16 protein-coding genes are annotated in these 17,526 nt (G+C 48.3%); 5 read left to right on the top strand and 11 right to left on the bottom strand.

The features are described 5' to 3' along the window. The 7 genes from CLV60_RS11410 to CLV60_RS11375 all read right to left on the bottom strand — a co-directional run bounded on the left by CLV60_RS11410 (nt 1) and on the right by CLV60_RS11375 (nt 8,564). Complete coding sequence (locus CLV60_RS11410; RefSeq protein ID WP_106595530.1) at nt 1–249, bottom strand: acyl carrier protein; 249 nt, start codon at nt 247–249, stop codon at nt 1–3. Nucleotides 250–342: 93 nt separating this feature from the next. Continuing rightward, a complete protein-coding gene (locus CLV60_RS11405) occupies nt 343–1,992 on the bottom strand; it encodes a fatty acyl-AMP ligase (RefSeq protein WP_106595529.1) in 1,650 nt (549 codons plus the stop codon). A gap of 588 nt (nt 1,993–2,580) precedes the next feature. Further along, nucleotides 2,581–2,880 carry a Dabb family protein gene (locus tag CLV60_RS11395; protein WP_106595527.1) on the bottom strand — a complete coding sequence of 100 codons (300 nt, stop codon included), beginning with the start codon at nt 2,878–2,880 and terminating at the stop codon, nt 2,581–2,583. 29 nt (nt 2,881–2,909) lie between these two features. Further along, nucleotides 2,910–4,001: a sensor histidine kinase gene (locus tag CLV60_RS11390; RefSeq protein WP_106595526.1), complete on the bottom strand. Its 1,092-nt coding sequence runs from the start codon at nt 3,999–4,001 to the stop codon at nt 2,910–2,912. Between the two features lie 565 nt (nt 4,002–4,566). Beyond that, nucleotides 4,567–5,841, bottom strand: a complete 1,275-nt coding sequence (locus CLV60_RS11385) for a Glu/Leu/Phe/Val family dehydrogenase (RefSeq protein ID WP_106595525.1) — start codon at nt 5,839–5,841, stop codon at nt 4,567–4,569. Between the two features lie 297 nt (nt 5,842–6,138). After that, a complete protein-coding gene (gene typA / locus CLV60_RS11380) occupies nt 6,139–7,953 on the bottom strand; it encodes a translational GTPase TypA (protein WP_106595524.1) in 1,815 nt (604 codons plus the stop codon). 212 nt (nt 7,954–8,165) lie between these two features. Next, nucleotides 8,166–8,564 (bottom strand): DUF4160 domain-containing protein, encoded by a 399-nt coding sequence (locus CLV60_RS11375; protein WP_106595523.1) that lies wholly within the window; start codon nt 8,562–8,564, stop codon nt 8,166–8,168. A 113-nt stretch (nt 8,565–8,677) separates the two neighbouring features. Here CLV60_RS11375 and CLV60_RS11370 point away from each other — a divergent pair, with 113 nt between their 5' ends. The 4 genes from CLV60_RS11370 (at nt 8,678) to CLV60_RS11355 (ending at nt 12,036) form a co-directional block, all read left to right on the top strand. Further along, nucleotides 8,678–10,303: a M28 family peptidase gene (locus tag CLV60_RS11370; RefSeq protein ID WP_106595522.1), complete on the top strand. Its 1,626-nt coding sequence runs from the start codon at nt 8,678–8,680 to the stop codon at nt 10,301–10,303. Nucleotides 10,304–10,382: 79 nt separating this feature from the next. Continuing rightward, nucleotides 10,383–11,243 carry a TraB/GumN family protein gene (locus tag CLV60_RS11365; protein ID WP_106595521.1) on the top strand — a complete coding sequence of 287 codons (861 nt, stop codon included), beginning with the start codon at nt 10,383–10,385 and terminating at the stop codon, nt 11,241–11,243. Between the two features lie 128 nt (nt 11,244–11,371). Beyond that, nucleotides 11,372–11,815 (top strand): DUF6934 family protein, encoded by a 444-nt coding sequence (locus CLV60_RS11360; protein ID WP_106595520.1) that lies wholly within the window; start codon nt 11,372–11,374, stop codon nt 11,813–11,815. A 29-nt stretch (nt 11,816–11,844) separates the two neighbouring features. Then, nucleotides 11,845–12,036 (top strand): hypothetical protein, encoded by a 192-nt coding sequence (locus CLV60_RS11355; RefSeq protein WP_106595519.1) that lies wholly within the window; start codon nt 11,845–11,847, stop codon nt 12,034–12,036. On the opposite strand, the gene CLV60_RS11350 is transcribed toward CLV60_RS11355, so the two are convergent. Further along, on the bottom strand, nt 12,025–13,482 hold the full coding sequence (locus CLV60_RS11350) for an NADH-quinone oxidoreductase subunit N (RefSeq protein WP_106595518.1): 1,458 nt from the start codon (nt 13,480–13,482) through the stop codon (nt 12,025–12,027). The two genes, CLV60_RS11355 and CLV60_RS11350, sit on opposite strands and share 12 nt — an antisense overlap. Before the next feature lie 82 nt (nt 13,483–13,564). On the opposite strand from CLV60_RS11350, the gene CLV60_RS11345 reads away from it, so the two are divergent. After that, nucleotides 13,565–14,230: a hypothetical protein gene (locus CLV60_RS11345; protein ID WP_106595517.1), complete on the top strand. Its 666-nt coding sequence runs from the start codon at nt 13,565–13,567 to the stop codon at nt 14,228–14,230. A gap of 1 nt (nt 14,231) precedes the next feature. Here the strand turns inward: CLV60_RS11345 and CLV60_RS11340 are convergent, their stop codons facing one another. The 3 genes from CLV60_RS11340 to ffh form a co-directional block, all read right to left on the bottom strand. Further along, complete coding sequence (locus CLV60_RS11340) at nt 14,232–15,476, bottom strand: alkaline phosphatase family protein (protein ID WP_106595516.1); 1,245 nt, start codon at nt 15,474–15,476, stop codon at nt 14,232–14,234. Nucleotides 15,477–15,588: 112 nt separating this feature from the next. Further along, nucleotides 15,589–16,089: a hypothetical protein gene (locus CLV60_RS11335; protein WP_229210924.1), complete on the bottom strand. Its 501-nt coding sequence runs from the start codon at nt 16,087–16,089 to the stop codon at nt 15,589–15,591. A 13-nt stretch (nt 16,090–16,102) separates the two neighbouring features. Continuing rightward, a complete protein-coding gene (gene ffh / locus CLV60_RS11330; protein WP_106595514.1) occupies nt 16,103–17,425 on the bottom strand; it encodes a signal recognition particle protein in 1,323 nt (440 codons plus the stop codon). Nucleotides 17,426–17,526: the final 101 nt, after the last annotated feature.

The raw sequence follows: 17,526 nt of genomic DNA, 5'->3' as shown, positions 1-17,526 counted from the left end.
TCAGGCTTCCTGATTTTCTACAATCCATTGGGTAGTGGCATTAATGGTGCCCATTTCCCAGAAAATGGATGGGCTTAACTCGATCCCGAGCCATTCCTGTAACTCGGTTGTGATATCGACCATGAGAAGGGAATCCAATCGGTAATCGATGATTTCGGCGTCCAGATCTACTTCGGAAGGATCTATTTCCGCATGGTGAGCAATGCGCTCAACTATCCAGCCGGAAATTTCGGTAAATGTTTTACTCATTTAGTTGAAGTTTGTAACAAGCACTGAATGCTACGTGAAAATAGTACTTTTGCAGGTTTTTTAAAAATTAGGAGCTTTTTTAAGTAACCGATATTAATCTACAATACTCTTTTTGGCGAATAGCTCGCGGGCTTTCAAACGCTGGATTTTGCCGCTCGATGTCTTGGGAAGTTTCCCTGGTTGGAGCAGCAGAATTTCATGTGGGATAAGCCCAAATGCCAGTCCGACGCTCTGCGCCATTTTGTTTTTGATGACCTTCTCATCGTCCGGCGTTTGTGCCACCCGGCGCACTTCGCTTACGATCATCAGTGCTTCGCCCTGCTCTGTTTCGACGGAGAAAGCCGCCGCAGCGTTAGGCTGGATATCCGGATGGCTTTCGCTCACGACTTCCTCGATGTCTTGCGGATAATAGTTTACCCCGCGGATGATAATCAACTCTTTAGTACGGCCGGTGATAAAAAGAAGACCATTTTCCATGAAACCTAAGTCTCCCGTCCTCAAATAAGGGCCTTCGCCATCGCTGGTATAAGCCTGGAACGTAGCTTTGGTTACATCGGGTTTTTCCCAATAGCCTGCTGCTATACCACTGTTTTTTACCCATATTTCGCCCTCTTTTCCATCCGGCAAGCTTGCATTGCTTACCGGGTTCACGATGGATACTTCGGTGAATTCCACCGGAGGGCCGCAAGCAACCACTTCTTTGGCATCCGTCAGTTTGCGGTAGGTAGTGGGCGTGCCATTCAAATGCAGGCTGACGGCCAACGTAGCTTCGGCGAGGCCATAGGACGGTACGAGGCTGTTTTTTCTGAAACCGGCGGCTTGTGTAGCGGCAGCGAATCTCTCGAGGGTCGAAATCCGGATCGGTTCGGCACCCACGTAGAGGACTCGTAGCGAGCTGAGATCCAGCGCATCCAGCTGCTCCTGCGGAATGCGCGCGAGACAATGGTCGAGTCCGAAGCCAGGTCCGCCGCAAAATCCGGCATGATAGGTGCTGATCGTTTGCAGCAGTAATGCGGGTTTGGTAATAAAGAGCAGCGGGGAGATCACAAAACCGGTACCACCCGTAAAAAGCGGGGACAGAAGTCCGTCCACCAATCCCATATCATGGTAATGTGGCAGCCAGGTAACCGACGTATCCTCGGCCGTGCGCCCGAAGCAATTGTTGATCGCCCGCAGATTGGCCGTCAGGTTGGTGTGGCTGATCATCACGCCCTTAGGCTGGCTCGTGGAGCCAGAAGTATATTGTAAATAGGCTGTTTCGATGGATTCCTTATGCCGGCGGATGGCGCCTGGTGCTGCCGGTGCGACCATCAGATCGTCGGTGAAAATCCATTCGGCATCATAGTCCTGTAATGCGGAAGAAGCGTCGTTTTTCCGCTGAAACAGCATTTTGTAGGTTTTCGCATTGGTAATGATGCCGGAAGCCGCGCAGTCGCGCATAATGCTCAAGATACGATTTATTCCCGGCTCGGAATAACTGATGGGCGTAGGAACCGCAATAATACCCGCATGCAGCGCCCCCAGGAACGAACATACAAAGCCCGCTTCCGCGGGTAGCAGGAGGATCACCCTGGCGTTGACAGGAAACTTGCTGCTTAGCAGATGTGATGCGCCCAGTACGCGTTGATGAAGTTGATGGTAATCAAGTTGCTCAGTGATTTCACCCTCTTTGCCAATATAACCGTAGGCAAGCTTGTCAGGATGTAATCCGGCATTGGTTTTTAGTACATCGAGTATATCCATAAACTGCAAAATAAAAAGAAAAGGCCAGATAAAAGTGGCTTAATGCACAGTATCGGGCCTTTTTTTATCGAAAGGTATGTCAATTATCGTCTGTGTCCGCGATGGCGGCCATTGTTTCCGTAGTGGTCGTTGTGGCGGTATTGCTTACGGTAAGCATGGTTGTCATGACGACGGTACTTATGCCGGTCGGCATGTATGACCCGCGGCGGTGGCGTCACCACTACTACACGTGGCGGCGGCGGGGGTGCGTGATAGCGCCTGTAACCATGCCGGTAGCCATAATCATAGCCCGGCTCGTAGGAACGATAGGTACAGGATGAAATCGAAATGGCTGCGATCAGGGTAATCATGACCGACAGCAAGACTCTGTTCTTTTTCACGGTTCTAGTTCGTTTTGTACTGGTTCTAGAACGAATTGGATGGAAGGATAGTGCCGAAGACAGGGAAATTACAGGCGGTGGAAAAAGTTATCCACAGTGTGGATAGTGCTTAAATGTAGCTTAACTTGTTGATGTTCTGTATTGTTGAGAGTTGTTAACAAGTTATGCACATTTTACGTGTGGATAACTTGTTAACAAATATTAGGCTTTACGCTTCAACGTCGTAAATCACAACCTTCTCCCAAAGATGTGCGCATTCTTCGACGAATTTCTTGTGCAGCGGGTGAACCTGGTACACATCATGGGCAGCTTCATCCTTGAAAATCAGGATCTCGGCAAAGTCATAGGTAGCATCGATAACCGGTCTGCGGGTAGCAGCAGGAGGGCCGATATAGGCCGATTCGATGGATTCGATCGCTTCGAGGGATTTAATGCCGGCGAGCAGGGCTTGTCTTGCTTCTTCGTTGTCCTTCTCCTTCAACCAGAAGAATACGTTGTGGATAAACATGGATAATGGTTTATGGTGTTAGAAATTAATTATGGATTCAACTGATTGACGACATCGTCCGCTTTCGCTTCCGGCAATTGCTGGTGGTACGCTTTTTCGAGCTTGAAGGAAAAAGTGGTCCCCTTATCCGGCTTCGACATTACGGCGATTTTCGTGTCGTGGGCATTCAATATATGCTTAACAATGGCAAGTCCCAAACCGGTACCGCCGATTTCTTTGCTACGGCTCTTGTCGATCCGGTAAAAGCGTTCGAAAATGCGGTTCAAATGCTCATGTGGAATGCCCGGGCCATTGTCCTTCACCTCCACTTCAATGTACTTTTTACTTTCGCTGAAATGGACGACTACTTTACCATTCTCATTCCCGTATTTGATCGCATTCTCGATCAGGTTAAGCATTACCTGCTCCATTCGGTCGGCGTCGGCCTTGATCCACACTTCGGGCATGTCGTCCGGTTTCACTTTCAAGGTCACGTTGCGGTTTTTGGCAATGTGTTCGAGGCGGCTGAAAATACCGAGGGTAAGTTTGCGCAGGTCTGTCGGGACGATATTCATTTTTATATCGCCGGTTTCCATTTGCGAAAGTACGAGAAGGTCTTTCACGAGCACGTCGAGGCTGTCGAGGTTATTGGCCGCCTTCCTTAAAAAACGTTCACGCACGTTTTCATCATCCATCGCGCCGTCGAGGAGCGTGTGGATAAATCCCTGGGCAGCGAAAATCGGTGTTTTGAACTCATGCGAAACATCTGCCAGAAATTCCCTTCGGAACAATTCCAGCTTTTTGAGTTCATCGATTTCCTTTTGTTTTTTGGTTACATAAACAAAAATCTCGTCGTTGATGGTCTTCAGCGGGTTGGATTCCCTGATCAACTTCTTGCGCGGGGCCATATTGAAATCCCGCATTTTCAGTTTGTGGATGGTGCGGTACATTTTGTTCACCTCGCGGAAAACCAGGATGTCGACGGCGTAAAGCACGAGGAAAAAGGAAGAAATAAAGGAGGAAATGGCCGAAACGAACAGCATCCCTTTTGAAACCCCATCCACAAATGCGAGGAATGTGGTGGTAATGAGGGATATCAGGAATGCCAGAATGACGGCAATGAAACGGGGACTTAACGACATGGTACTTTAAAGCTTGCTTCACGCGGGAGCGTGTACGCCCGCGTGAAGCGAATCTGTTGAAATTTTAGCCTTAAAGTTAACACTTTGAAACCGGTTTAGATTCGGTTTCGCCTCCGAAGTGGCTTGTTAAGAAATTGTTAACCAATTGGGGTGTCTGTGTCGTCGGTGTGGAGTCAGGTGTTGTCAGGTTTAGTCAGGCGTTGTCAGGTGTTGTCAAGTTTAGTTGTATGCAGTTTTTGGGAAGGTAAATTCCGTTAGGCATGCAACATTGGTAGAAAATGCAAGCTGCCCGATCGTGTTAAAATGCCGTCAGGCATGCAACAACAATGCTCGGTTGTTACATGCCTGACGGCATTTGCCGGAATACAGCATCCGGTTCGGCAGCTACCAATGTTTCATCGCTAAGCGATTTCTGCGGAGCTCAAGGAGTAACAATAAATGACAATACCTGACTCCTAATGACTATTCCCGACTACCAATGACCACACTTGACTATTCCTGACTACCAATGACCACACTTGACTATTCCTGACTATCAATGACCAACCGTGACCACTCCTGACCATTAAAATCCCCCGCGATACTTATATGTACTCGCGACCTTGTCAATCGCCACAATGTACGCCGCAATGCGGAGCGACACCTTGTATTTCAACGATGTTTCATACACTTTGTCGAAAGCTTCTTTCATAATGCGATCGGTGCGGCGGTTGATGCGTTCGAGCGTCCATTTGTAGCCGATGCGGTTTTGAACCCATTCGAAGTAGGAAACGGTAACGCCGCCTGCATTTGCAAGGATATCAGGTACTACCATAATGCCCTTATCATTAATGATATCATCGGCTTTGGCAGAGGTAGGGCCGTTGGCCCCTTCGACGATCATGCGAGCCTGGATACTTTCTACATTTTTGCGTGTAATTACGTCTTCTTTCGCCGCTGGTACCAATACGTCTACCGGAAGGGTGAAAAGCTCATCGCCGGAAATTGCTTCTGCTTTGGAATAGCCTTCCAGTGAACCCTTGTTGGCATCTCGGTAAGCAATGGCGTCCGCCACATCGATTCCCTTGTCATTATAATAGGCACCCGAAATGTCACTGATCGCGTGGATGGCCGTCCCGCGCTCGCGCAGGAGCAGGGCCGCGTGCGAACCTACATTTCCAAAGCCCTGCACTGCCGCTGTGGCACGGTAGGGGTTAATGCGCAGCTTTTCCATACCTGCCAATGCAGACACCATTACGCCCCGGCCGGTCGCTTCGGTACGGCCCAGGGAGCCGCCGAGTACCAGCGGTTTGCCGGTTACCACGGCCGGGATTGTCATGCCTTTTGATTTGGAATACTCATCCATCAGCCACGCCATTTCGCGGGGGCCGGTGCCCATATCAGGAGCCGGAATGTCCTGGTCCGGGCCGAAAACATCTAGCAATGCAGTCGTGTATGCACGCATGAGGCGCTCGATTTCGCCAGGCGACATTTCACGCGGGTTGCAGGCGACGCCACCTTTGGCACCACCGTAGGGGATATCCACCACGGCGCATTTCCAAGTCATCCATGCCGCTAATGCACGTACTTCGTCGAGGTTGACGTCGGGATCAAAACGAATACCGCCTTTGCTGGGGCCGAGGATAGTAGAGTGGATTACGCGGTAACCTTCGAAAGTCCGGATTTCGCCGGAATCCATCGTGACCGGCAGGCCGACTGTTACCTGTTTGCGGGGCACTTTGAGGATATAGTACATTTCTTCGGATATCCCGAGGAGGTCTACGGCTTTGTCAAATCGCTGCATCATTGACTCCAACGGATTGTCTTTATCCTTAATCGGAGCCGGTTCTATGTAAGACATCATTTGATCTTTAAGGTGTTGATATTAAAATAGTTAACTCGAAATGAATGAGTCGACAATACAAACTACGCTATTTGTTATTATAAAAACAAAAAACTAATTTTTCTTGAAATAGTAATAAAATATGATTGGCGTAGAATGTTTTAGAGGAGTGACAAACATTAGAATTATACCACAGGTTTTGGCGTGAATCCCAAATTTTCTGACGGGATCGGAGGAAATATTGAAATGCAGGAAAAATAAAAAAAGGAGGCAAATATTTGCCTCCTTTTCGGGTTTGGAATGTCGGGCTTTGGATTAAGCCATTTCCAGTTTGGATGCGTAACGCTTACGATCGTTTTCATCCAGGTATATTTTCCGCATACGCATGTTTTGCGGGGTAACTTCGAGGTATTCGTCTTTCTGGATGTATTCCATGGATTCTTCCAGAGAGAAGTTGATTTTCGGAGCGATACGCAGACCGTCGTCCGAGCCGGAAGCACGCATGTTGGTCAATTTTTTCGCTTCTTGCAGGTTTACAACGATGTCGTTAGGACGGTTGTGCTCACCTACTACCTGGCCACCGTAGATTTCATCGCCCGGATCCACGAAGAAACGTCCGCGATCTTGCAGTTTATCAAGGGTATAGCCTGTTGCAGGGCCTGTGTTTTTCGAAATGATCGATCCGTTCAGACGGCCTGGGATCGGGCCACGGAATGGCTCGAAGCTTTTGAAACGGTGCGTCATAACAGCCTCACCTTGTGTTGCGGTCAATACGTTTGAACGCAGACCGATCAGACCACGTGAAGGGATTTCGAATTCAAGGTGTTGCAGATCGCCTTTCGGTTCCATGATCAACAATTCGCCTTTGCGTTGCGTAGCCAATTCGATCACTTTTCCGGCAGTTTCTTCCGGTACGTCCACCACAAGCGTTTCGATTGGTTCGAGGCGCTGGCCGTTTTCGTCTTCTTTGTACAATACCTGTGGCTGACCTACCTGCAATTCGTAGCCTTCACGACGCATGGTTTCGATCAATACCGACAAGTGGAGGATACCACGGCCGTAAACCAGGAATTTGTCTTCGGTATCTGTATTTTCCACGCGCAATGCGAGGTTTTTCTCAGTTTCTTTCAACAACCTGTCGCGGATGTGGCGTGAGGTAACGAATTTACCTTCTTTACCGAAGAATGGCGAGTTGTTGATCGTGAAGAGCATGTTCATCGTAGGCTCATCCACCGCGATACGTGGCAATGCTTCGGGGTTTTCTGCGTCAGCGATGGTGTCACCGATTTCGAAATCTTCGATACCCGTTACCGCGCAAATATCACCAGCACTTACTTCGCTCACTTTGGATTTACCCAAACCTTCGAACAGCTGTACTTCTTTGATTTTTACTTTCTTCATCACACCGCCGGCCTTGCAAAGGGTCACGGTCGATCCTTCTTTGATCGTTCCTCTTTTCACACGACCGATGGCGATACGGCCAACGAATGCATTGTAGTCGAGAGAAGTGATCTGCATCTGGGTGTTTCCTTCTTCGATTACCGGGGCAGGGATCTGCTCGATGATCGTGTCGAGAAGGAAAGTAATATCTTCGGTTGGTTTCTGCCAATCAGGACCCATCCAGCCTTGTTTCGACGAACCGTAAACAGTTACGAAGTCGAGCTGGTCTTCGGTAGCGCCGAGGTTGAACATCAGGTCAAATACGTTTTCCTGAACTTCTTCCGGGCGGCAGTTTTCTTTATCTACTTTGTTAACAACCACGATTGGTTTCAGGCCCAGGCCGATAGCCTTGCCGAGTACGAAACGGGTTTGCGGCATTGGCCCTTCGAATGCATCGACCAGCAACAATACGCCATCTGCCATTTTAAGTACGCGTTCCACCTCACCACCGAAGTCTGCGTGACCTGGTGTATCAATTACATTGATTTTCACATCTTTGTAACGCACCGATACGTTTTTGGAAACAATTGTAATCCCACGCTCACGTTCCAGATCGTTGTTGTCGAGGATCAGGTCGTCGAACTCCTGATTGTCGCGAAACAGCTTTGACGCGTGGATGATTTTGTCGACCAAAGTCGTTTTACCGTGGTCAACGTGCGCAATAATTGCGATGTTACGAATGGCTTGCATTGTTTTATGGATCAGATGTTTACGGCACTGCCACGAAATCCTCTCGACTGCGTGTCAGGACCGATTTGGCTTTTGTCTGGATGTAAGTTGGCCAAACAGGGTGCAAAGGTACGTACTTTTCCTCTGAATAACAGTATTTTACAATTAATTTATTGTTATCCCGTGAAAAACAGCCTTTAAACTAAAAGAAGTGCAAAAAGGGAAAGAAAATGTCAGTAGGGTGCTATTTCCTTTTCGGACATTCGGTAGAGGTTGTCAGGGTCGAAATCGACTCCATTGTCCCAGGTAAGCGTCCCGTAGGAATCGAGTTTGACCGTTTTGAAGTAATTCTGATCCGACAATTTGCTGATCAAACCGTCATTTATCTTTCGGTACTTTTCAATTATTTCTTTAAGGTTCACGCTACGTATTTCACCGTTATTGAACTCGCATGTCACAGCATAGTCGCGTACCTGGATGATGTTTGGAGGCAGATTGCCATCCAGCAGCCCTGCGCTTTGAATGTCGATAATAGCCCGGTACTCCTGAAATTCTGCGTGGAAATGCGGTGGATTATGGTCGTCAAAAAACATTCGGATAACAATGCCGAAGAAGCGGCTGATTTCAGGCATGATATAGTGTGTAGGTTGTTAAATCAAAGATACTAATAATAGAGGTAACAAGCGGTTTTGCATTCGCCCACACGTTTCGTTAATTTGTAAGGATTGAAATACCATTAAACCTCATGATGAACAAGAACCTATTGGCTGGATTATTCCTGTCTATCAACACGTTGGCATTAGCGCAGGAGCGCCTGCCGCAGGAGCGCCTGCCGCAAGACGATGCAGCCAAATATGCGGCGAGCATTACACCCTCCGATCTCAAAAAGCACCTCGTCATTATTGCTTCCGATAGTCTGGAAGGCCGTGATACCGGTTCGCCGGGCCAGAAGAAGGCGGCGGAATACGTGTCAAAATACTATAAACAATACGGGTTGCAGCCGATTGCAGCCGATGCCGACGGCTCTAAAAGTTATTTGCAGAAGTACAAATTGTACAAAAGGAGCTGGGGTGAAGTATATGTTTCGGCGCATGGCAAGAAATATGAATTCAATAAGGACTTCTATTTGAATGGATTGCTGGATGTTCTCGAGGAAGTTACCACTGACCTGGTGTCGGTAGGTTATGGCATCGAGGACGGTAGTTATAGTGATTATGCCAAGATCAATGTAAAAGGGCAATCCGTGATATTGTTCGATGGCGAGCCCCAAACTTCGGGGGGTAAATACCTGATCAGCGGTAGTTCGGAAAAAAGCAAATGGAGCGGCCCGGTTTCATGGCAGGTGAAAGCGAAACTGGCGAAGGAGAAAGGCGCTAAATATGTATTCATCATCACCGATAAAACCGGTGAAGACCTGGATAAAGAGATTCGTCAACGCGCGGTAATGGCCCGGAGGTTCAGCGCGCCTACCTTGAAGCCGGTGCAGGAGAACCCGTCGGGGACGGCTGCATTTGTGTTTTCGGCGAAAGGAGCGGCAGAAATGCTGGGAACTTCGGTTGCGAAACTCATGAAATTGAGATCCGAGATCGATAAATCGGGTAAACCTGCTTCCGAAAACTTCGCGAATACAGTTTCATTGAAAGTCGGCCGGGTGAGTGAAACCATCGATACCGAGAATGTAGCGGCATTTATGGAAGGGACTGATAAGAAAGACGAGGTGCTGGTAATCAGCGCGCATTTGGACCATATCGGTATTTCCGAAAATGGCGAGATCAATAACGGTGCCGACGACGATGGCTCGGGAACGGTGTCGCTGCTGGAATTGGCGGAAGCATTCAGCAAGGCCAAAGCCGAAGGTAAAGGGCCAAGAAGAAGTATTCTGTTTTTGAATGTGACCGGAGAAGAAAAAGGTCTGTTTGGCTCGGAGTATTATTCCGAAAACCCATTACTGCCGCTCAAAAATACCATTGCCGACCTGAACATCGACATGATTGGTCGCGTGGATGAAGCGCACAAGAATGATCCGAGATATGTTTACCTGATCGGCTCCGACAAACTATCATCGAAGCTGCATGAAATCAGCGAAGAGGCGAACAAGAAGTATGTCAACTTTAAGCTCGATTATACTTTCAACGACCCCAAAGATCCGAATCGCTTCTATTACCGCTCCGACCATTACAATTTTGCTAAAATGGGCGTCCCGGTAATCTTCTATTTTACGGGCGTTCACGAGGATTATCACCGGCCGGGTGACGACGTAGAGAAAATCCTGTTCGACAAGCAATCGGAAATCGTGAAACTGGTATTTTACACGGCTTGGGATTTGGTTAACCGCGACGAGCGTATTGTGGTGGATAGTCATAAGGAGTAGTTTTTTGGGAGAAAGGAGGAAGGGGAGGAAGGAGGAAAGGGAGGAGGAGAGTGAGTTGTTTTAAACTAATGATTGAAATATGAATCGGTTTTTGTTGTTGCTGGTTTTTTGTTTGTCAAGCATTATCTCACGGGCGCAGGTGCCGACGGAGAATTCGCTGCTCTGGGAAATCAGCGGTCGTGGGTTGGCGAAACCTTCGTATTTGTTTGGGACGATCCACCTCATTTGCCCGACTGATTTTTCATTAAGTGATTCCTTGAAAAGCACACTCGCTCGCACGCAGCAGGTGGCGTTGGAAATGGATATGGACGACCCCGGTATGATGGCCGGCATGATGAAAATGATGAATATGGCTGCCGGTAACGAGTTGAAAAAGCTCGTTACCGAGCAGGAGTACCAGCGGCTTGACCGTTTTTTTAAAGACTCAGTGCATGTAGGCCTTGCGATGTTCGAGCGGGCGAAGCCATTCGTACTTATGGGCCCGTTGTTCAACACCGTGTTGGATTGTCAGCCGCAATCTTATGAAATGGCACTGGTTGAATTGGCAGGCAAGCAGAAATCGGAAGTAATAGGTATCGAAACGCTGGAAGAACAAATGGCGATTTTTGATACGATCCCTTATAAAGACCAGGCTAAGATGCTCCTTAACCTGATCGACAGCCTGCCTTCGGCCAGGAAGGAATTCAAAAGCCTGGTGGCGTTATACAAGACGCAAAACATCAACGAACTCTACGGAATGACGCTGAAAAGCGAATTCGGAATGGAGGGGAATGAAGAGGTAATGCTGTTTGCCCGTAACCAGAAATGGATTCCTCGTATACGCAGGATCGCGAGCGCGAAGCCGACGTTTTTTGCCGTTGGGGCGGCGCATTTAGGTGGGGAGAAGGGCGTTATTGCTTTGTTGAGGAAGTCGGGGTTTACGGTGAAGGCGGTGAATTGACAGGTAAATCGCTCGTTGATAATTCGCGGGAAGCCGCTTGTACATCCGCGCTAATTTGTGGCGCGTGATAAGCGGACTAAGCGTTAAATTGGGTAGCAGAACTAGCCACAGACTTACACACGTGCTGTATGCATCAGGAAAGATATGATCTGATCGCTGATGAAAGCAGCCATCGGTTCGAGTTTATAAGTGATGGCCCTTACGGGAAGAAAAAGAAGGTAATCCTTTTTCGCCCGCTTTCAAATGACAGCAATTATTACAGCCTATCATTTGGTGATTGGGATCACGAGAAACAAACTATTGATGATACTGCTGTTTCAAACAACGGGGACACGCTAAAAATATTAAGTACGGTGGCATTTGCTGTTCAATCATTTGTGGTCCATCATGCCGGGTCAGTTATTTTGGCTACGGGAAGCACAGCGGCGCGAACGAGACTTTATCAGATGAATATCTTAAAATACTGGAAGGAAATCAGTATTCGCTTCGTGGTAAGAGGTTCTCGTAAAAACAAATGGACCTCGTTTAAGAAGGGAGTTAATTATGATGCTTTCCTTCTGTTTCATAAATGAGTATTCAAGTATCAAAAAATATATGGCTTATGAAACATCAAGAAAATCAATTCCTTGAAGATCAGACAGAATATCTGAGCCGACCATTGCCTGACTTATCCAATGATCCGTTTGTGCTGAAAAAAGAGAGGCTCATTATGGAGATTCTGGAAAGAAATCCTATTCCGAAACACTTGCTCCCTAAAAAGAAAAGCAGCGTTGTCAATAGCTCAAAAAGCTGAAATCCACCGCGTCAGCCACTCTGGATTGAAAAACAGCATTAGTAATGCAATCAGGAATAACCCGGCGACCAGCTTGCCGGAAGCGCTATTGTTTGTGCTAACCGCCTCGGGCCTTACTGTTTTGAAAAACAGGAGGTAAGGCAATCGCATGTAGTAGGCCAAAGAAATGGCTGCATTGAGAATGCCGCCGACGAGTAGCCACAACATCCAGGTCAGTTCCTGGTCATGGTAGCTTTCCCACAGGGCGGAGAAAACAAGTAATTTGGAGGTAAAGCCGCCGGTTGGGGGAAGGCCAGCGAGTGCGACCATTACTACGGTGAGAATGCCGGAAATCCAGACATAGTTGCGACCGAGACCTTCGTAGTCTTTGAGTTCTGTTTCCTGTCTGGGTTGCAGCAGATCGACGAGGAAGAAGGCAGCCAGATTGATAACCAAATAGGCGGCGGTGTAAAATACGGCAGCCTCGAAGCCAAAGCGGCTGTATGCCGCGATACCGACCAACAGATAACCGGCCTGCGCAATAGACGAATAGGCCAGCAAGCGACGCGCATTGCTTTGCCAAAGGGCGGCCACATTTCCGATGGTCATGCTAATGAGTGCAATTCCACCTAAAACCGGGAAATATTGGGCAGGTAAAATACCAGCCAGACGCATCAATACGAGGATAACGGCCGCTTTCGGCGCTACGGAAAGGAATGACACAAGGGGAGTAGGCGCGGCTTCGTAAACGTCGGGTGTCCAAATGTGAAACGGCACCAGCGAGAGTTTGAAAAGCAGGCCGGCCAGCGTCAGTACAATGGTAACCGTTACAACGAGGTCGGAGTTGTTGCTCAGAGCGACGGTCATGACGTCGTTGGTGATGTCGAGCGTGCCCGTAAGGCCGTAAATGAGCGAAATGCCGTAAAGCATAACGGCCGAACTGGCGGTCCCGAAAAGCAGGTATTTAATGCCTCCTTCTGCTGCTTTTTTGTAGGGCGATAACGCCACCAGCAGGTAAGAGCTGATGGAAATCAGTTCCAGTGAGAGGTAAATCGACAGCAGGTGTGTGGACATTGTCAGCAAATGCATACCCATCACAGCGGCGATCAATAGTGCGTGATATTCGGCCGGGAAATCGTATTTTAGAATGCGGACATGCAATAATGTGAAGATCCAGGCGAGCGTAATCAGGATTTTGAAGAAGACTGCCTGCCTGTCAAGAAACAGCAAAGGTTGAAACCTGAACGAAGGCTCCACGTTCCATTGACCGATAACTAGCAATAAGGCGATTAAACTTCCCGCAAGTGCTACATTTAACAAATAGGATGTTGATTTTTCCTTGCCGAAGCGCTTGGTAAAAATGAGTTCTGCGAGCAGGAACAGACAAAAGAATATAGCCAGAAAAATTTCAGGGATGATTCCGCCGAGGCTCTGGCGTACATGTATGAGCTGATCGTTGATGTCCAAGAGAGCAGGTACAATTTTTGTGCAAAAGTACGGAAACAACGGCTTCCAAACCTCGAACTTATCAAATTAACCAACTTAAATCATGAAATATCTGCTAAGAATTTTCTCGCTGGCATTCTGTATCATGGGCATTCAGGTACACGCGCAGGATTCGACGGGACTGGCGGGAACGCCTTATCAGGAAACACAGCTGGCGGCAGGGGAGAAGTCCCCTTATCTGTTAAAAGATTGGTATTCGGGTACAGTCAGGACCAGCGACGACCGTGTTCATGACGGTGTCCAGCTGAGATACGACTATCTGAAAGACGAGGTGGAGTACAAGGCAGGTTCCAATTTGTACCGGGTTTCATCCGGAGTGACGGAGTTCACCATACCGAGCGGCGTCGAGCTGTATACTTTCCGGAGTGGTTATCCGGCGACGGGCAGTAACACCGAAAAGAGCTTTTACCGCGTGCTTTACGATGGTAACACCAAGCTTTTGAAAAAATACACCAATCCTATTAAAGTAGAAAAAGCCAGCGCCACAAGGGAAATGGACGCTGGCGCAAAATTGTATTTGTTGAAGGACGACAAGATGAATCCGGTCCAGCTTGAAAACCGCAACAGTTTCCTGAAACTTCTGACTGACGAAAGGAACAAGCTGAATTACGTCATCAAAGAACAACAGCTGGATTTCGCCGGCGAGGACGATTTGATCCGTTTGCTGGAAGAATACGATTCCTATAAGGCCGGACGGGGCGGTAACTAACCTACTTTTCCACAATCCAGCGGTTCACGCTGTTGTATTTCCCCTCGAGAACGATCTTGAAAAAGCCGGAAGGATATTTCGAAATATCTATTTCGGCTTTTTCATTGCTAACCTCCACCTCGTCCATCAGATAGTAAAGGTCACGACCGCCTTTTTCGAACTGATTCGTGGTAGTGAGCCAGATTTTGACCTTTCCTTCTTTCTCAACCGCTTTCCAGGTAATATTCACTTTGGCGCCCGATTTGTGTACATCCGGCGCTGTTACGGAGAGTTTGCCGGTGAATGGCACGCCGTCGACTTCAAATGCCTGTTCCTTGGGGATATTGATCTCCATATGCCTCGCAACGGTCGGGAAAATGTCGACCACGCCCGGTGTGGCTTTGAAGTTGGAGTTCAATCCCTTTGCATTAGTGACGATCCAGGTGCTGCGCTCGCGGTCGCTCTGGCCGCCGTGCCCTTTGCCTGTTTTGGCATCGCGGCCGTGGTCGGTGGTGACTACCATCAGCCAGTCCTCGTTAAAATTCTTTTCGCGATAGCCGACGGATTTCCAGATGCGCCCCATTTGGTCGTCCATCATCTGGATGGCCTTGTGAAATTGCTCGCTATCACCAAACTTGTGGCCCATATCGTCGGTGTATTCGAGGTAAACCCACGACATATCCGGTCCGTTGTCGTGAATGTAAGCCGCGGCTTCGTCTACTACTTTTTCATCGATTTTGTGAATGTACTCGCTTTGCTTATCGTGTTTGAAGTGCACCGTGTCGAGCTCAAAGCCGTCAAATGAATAATCGATTTGCAGCTTGTTGGTTTGCGGAAGGTTAGTGCCTACCAACTTTGTGCGGTTATCGAGCCAGGTTGAGAAAATAGCACTGCGTTTCTGCGGATATTGTTCTTCCAGGAATCGGAAAAGGGTCCAGTAATTGTAGTTCGGGTCTTTAATATCATTGTCCCAAACATTGTGCTTGTTCACCCAAGTGCCCGTCAAGAGGCTGTTATAGCCTACGGCCGAGATGGTCGGCGTTTGCGAATAGGTGCCCTTACCCCCGCCTACGTACGCGCGCGTGTAGCCGCCCACCTTCGCGATGGCATCCAGGTGCGGGGTGGGGATTTTTTCCTTGCTGTCGCTGGAAATGCCGTCCACGATCACAAAGACGACCTTTTTAGTTTTTGGAGCCTGGGAGAAGGCTTCGGGAGCAATGATGGTGGCCAACATTAGCCATAGCAGAAAGGAAAAACGGGTTTTCATAAATTGAATGACTGTTTAATAAAAAATCCCCCAAATTAACGGCTAATTCGCCGAATTTGAGGGATTTTGAGACTAAGAAATTATTATTAAATGATAATTTCTTCTCCTTTTTTTATGGGCTTACCGGTTGCTCCGGCGCTGTGTCGGCTTTTTTCTTTTTACCAAACGCATACACGATTCCGAAATGGCTTTTGAGCACCCCGCTGTCAAACTTATCTTTTACATACGGATTCAGCTCCAGGGCAAGCATAATGCGGCGGTTCATAGGAAGCGGTGCAATGCGCACGCCGAAATTTACCGAATAGCCGTCGATGGTAATCAGGTCGGCGTCGGCATCGGCAATGCGATACAGGGGATTTAGCCTGAGGCCACCGCCGATGTACCATTGTGCCACTTCGCCTCTTTTCAGGTTGATCATCGGAAGCAGGTCGATGCTCAGGCTGCTGAAAAGCGAGTTGGTTTGCAAGCGCGTATCCAGCCAGATCGCCTTTTTGGCATTCGTGCTGACGGTCAGCAGGCTGCTCCAAGGGTAGTAACCCACTGTTGCCTGTGCCCGCAGTTTTCCCAAACTTGCCAGCAGCATCAGCGTCAGTACAAGAAGAACTCGTTTCATCGAGGAGTGTTTATTAGCGGCGCATTGCTTTACCCAGCTTACCTGCCGCCTGCATGGTATTCATTTTTTTCATCATTTTCCGCATTTCATCAAACTGTTTGATCAGGTTGTTGACTTGCAGAATGGTGGTGCCGCTACCATTGGCAATGCGTTTTTTACGGCTGCCGTCGATGATATCCGGATTTTCACGCTCCTTTTTGGTCATCGACTGGATGATCGCCTCGATTGGCTTGAATGATTCGTTGTCGATATCGAGGTTTTTAATAGCCGAGCCCATTCCAGGAATCATTCCAATGAGGTCTTTTACGTTACCCATCTTCTTGATCTGCTGCAACTGGCCGAGGAAGTCGTCAAAATCGAATTTATTCTGACGCATTTTGGCATTAATGCGTTTCGCCTCGTCTTCATCGAACGCTTGTTGGGCACGTTCAACGAGGGAGATCACGTCACCCATGCCGAGGATCCGGCTTGCCATACGATCGGGGTAGAAGGAATCGAGTGCCTCCATTTTTTCCCCGGTACTGATGTATTTGATCGGTTTTTCCACCACCTGGCGGATCGAAAGCGCCGCACCACCGCGGGCATCGCCGTCCAACTTGGTCAGAACAACACCGTCGAAATCGAGTCTTTCATTAAATGTCTTGGCCGTATTCACCGCATCCTGACCGGTCATGGAGTCGACCACGAAGAGGATTTCGGAAGGTTTTACGGAAGTTTTAATGTCTTCCACCTCCTTCATCATCACCTCGTCCACCGCCAAACGGCCCGCTGTATCGACGATCACGATCTTCTTGCCGGACTTTTTCGCATGCGCCACCGCATTCTGGGCGATGCTGACGGCGTTTTTGTTCTCAGGCTCCGAATAGACTTCCACGCCGATCTGCTCACCGAGCACTTTCAACTGGTCGATCGCCGCCGGGCGATACACGTCGCAGGCTGTTAGGAGTACCTGGCGACCTTGTTTTTTGAGCAAAGAAGCTAGTTTTCCGGAGAAAGTCGTTTTACCGGAACCTTGCAAACCTGCGATGAGGATTACCGCCGGGTCACCTTTGATATTGATCCCCTCGGCATTGCCGCCCATCAGTTCGGTCAGCTCTTCCTGCACGATTTTGACGAACATCTGTCCCGGCTCAACAGAAATCAGGATTTTTCTGTCGATGGCTTTTTCACGGATGCGGTCGGTAATTTCTTTCGCTACTTTGAAGTTAACATCGGCGTCGACCAATGCCTTACGTACTTCTTTGGTCGTAGCGGCAACATTTATATCTGAAATCCTATCCTTTCCTTTTAGTGTGCGAAAGGCGTTATTAAGCTTGTCCTGTAAGTTTTCAAACATGGAATAATATCTATGAATCTGAACCTGAATTTGAAATAAAACACAAAGGTATAAATAAAATGAGGAGTACAGGAAAGTTACCTCCTGTACTCCTCAATATT

The sequence above is a fragment of the Dyadobacter jiangsuensis genome, from assembly GCF_003014695.1.
Taxonomy (GTDB): Bacteria; Bacteroidota; Bacteroidia; order Cytophagales; family Spirosomataceae; genus Dyadobacter; species Dyadobacter jiangsuensis.
This window is presented reverse-complemented; position numbering and strand designations above follow the sequence as displayed.

Excerpts from the sequence above, each read along its gene's own strand:
- CLV60_RS11410 (WP_106595530.1), bottom strand. The coding sequence starts at position 249 with ATGAGTAAAACATTTACCGAAATTTCCGGCTGGATAGTTGAGCGCATT.
- CLV60_RS11405 (WP_106595529.1), bottom strand. The coding sequence starts at position 1,992 with ATGGATATACTCGATGTACTAAAAACCAATGCCGGATTACATCCTGAC.
- CLV60_RS11395 (WP_106595527.1), bottom strand. The coding sequence starts at position 2,880 with ATGTTTATCCACAACGTATTCTTCTGGTTGAAGGAGAAGGACAACGAA.
- CLV60_RS11390 (WP_106595526.1), bottom strand. The coding sequence starts at position 4,001 with ATGTCGTTAAGTCCCCGTTTCATTGCCGTCATTCTGGCATTCCTGATA.
- CLV60_RS11385 (WP_106595525.1), bottom strand. The coding sequence starts at position 5,841 with ATGTCTTACATAGAACCGGCTCCGATTAAGGATAAAGACAATCCGTTG.
- typA (WP_106595524.1), bottom strand. The coding sequence starts at position 7,953 with ATGCAAGCCATTCGTAACATCGCAATTATTGCGCACGTTGACCACGGT.
- CLV60_RS11375 (WP_106595523.1), bottom strand. The coding sequence starts at position 8,564 with ATGCCTGAAATCAGCCGCTTCTTCGGCATTGTTATCCGAATGTTTTTT.
- CLV60_RS11370 (WP_106595522.1), top strand. The coding sequence starts at position 8,678 with ATGATGAACAAGAACCTATTGGCTGGATTATTCCTGTCTATCAACACG.
- CLV60_RS11365 (WP_106595521.1), top strand. The coding sequence starts at position 10,383 with ATGAATCGGTTTTTGTTGTTGCTGGTTTTTTGTTTGTCAAGCATTATC.
- CLV60_RS11360 (WP_106595520.1), top strand. The coding sequence starts at position 11,372 with ATGCATCAGGAAAGATATGATCTGATCGCTGATGAAAGCAGCCATCGG.
- CLV60_RS11355 (WP_106595519.1), top strand. The coding sequence starts at position 11,845 with ATGAAACATCAAGAAAATCAATTCCTTGAAGATCAGACAGAATATCTG.
- CLV60_RS11345 (WP_106595517.1), top strand. The coding sequence starts at position 13,565 with ATGAAATATCTGCTAAGAATTTTCTCGCTGGCATTCTGTATCATGGGC.
- CLV60_RS11340 (WP_106595516.1), bottom strand. The coding sequence starts at position 15,476 with ATGAAAACCCGTTTTTCCTTTCTGCTATGGCTAATGTTGGCCACCATC.
- CLV60_RS11335 (WP_229210924.1), bottom strand. The coding sequence starts at position 16,089 with ATGAAACGAGTTCTTCTTGTACTGACGCTGATGCTGCTGGCAAGTTTG.
- ffh (WP_106595514.1), bottom strand. The coding sequence starts at position 17,425 with ATGTTTGAAAACTTACAGGACAAGCTTAATAACGCCTTTCGCACACTA.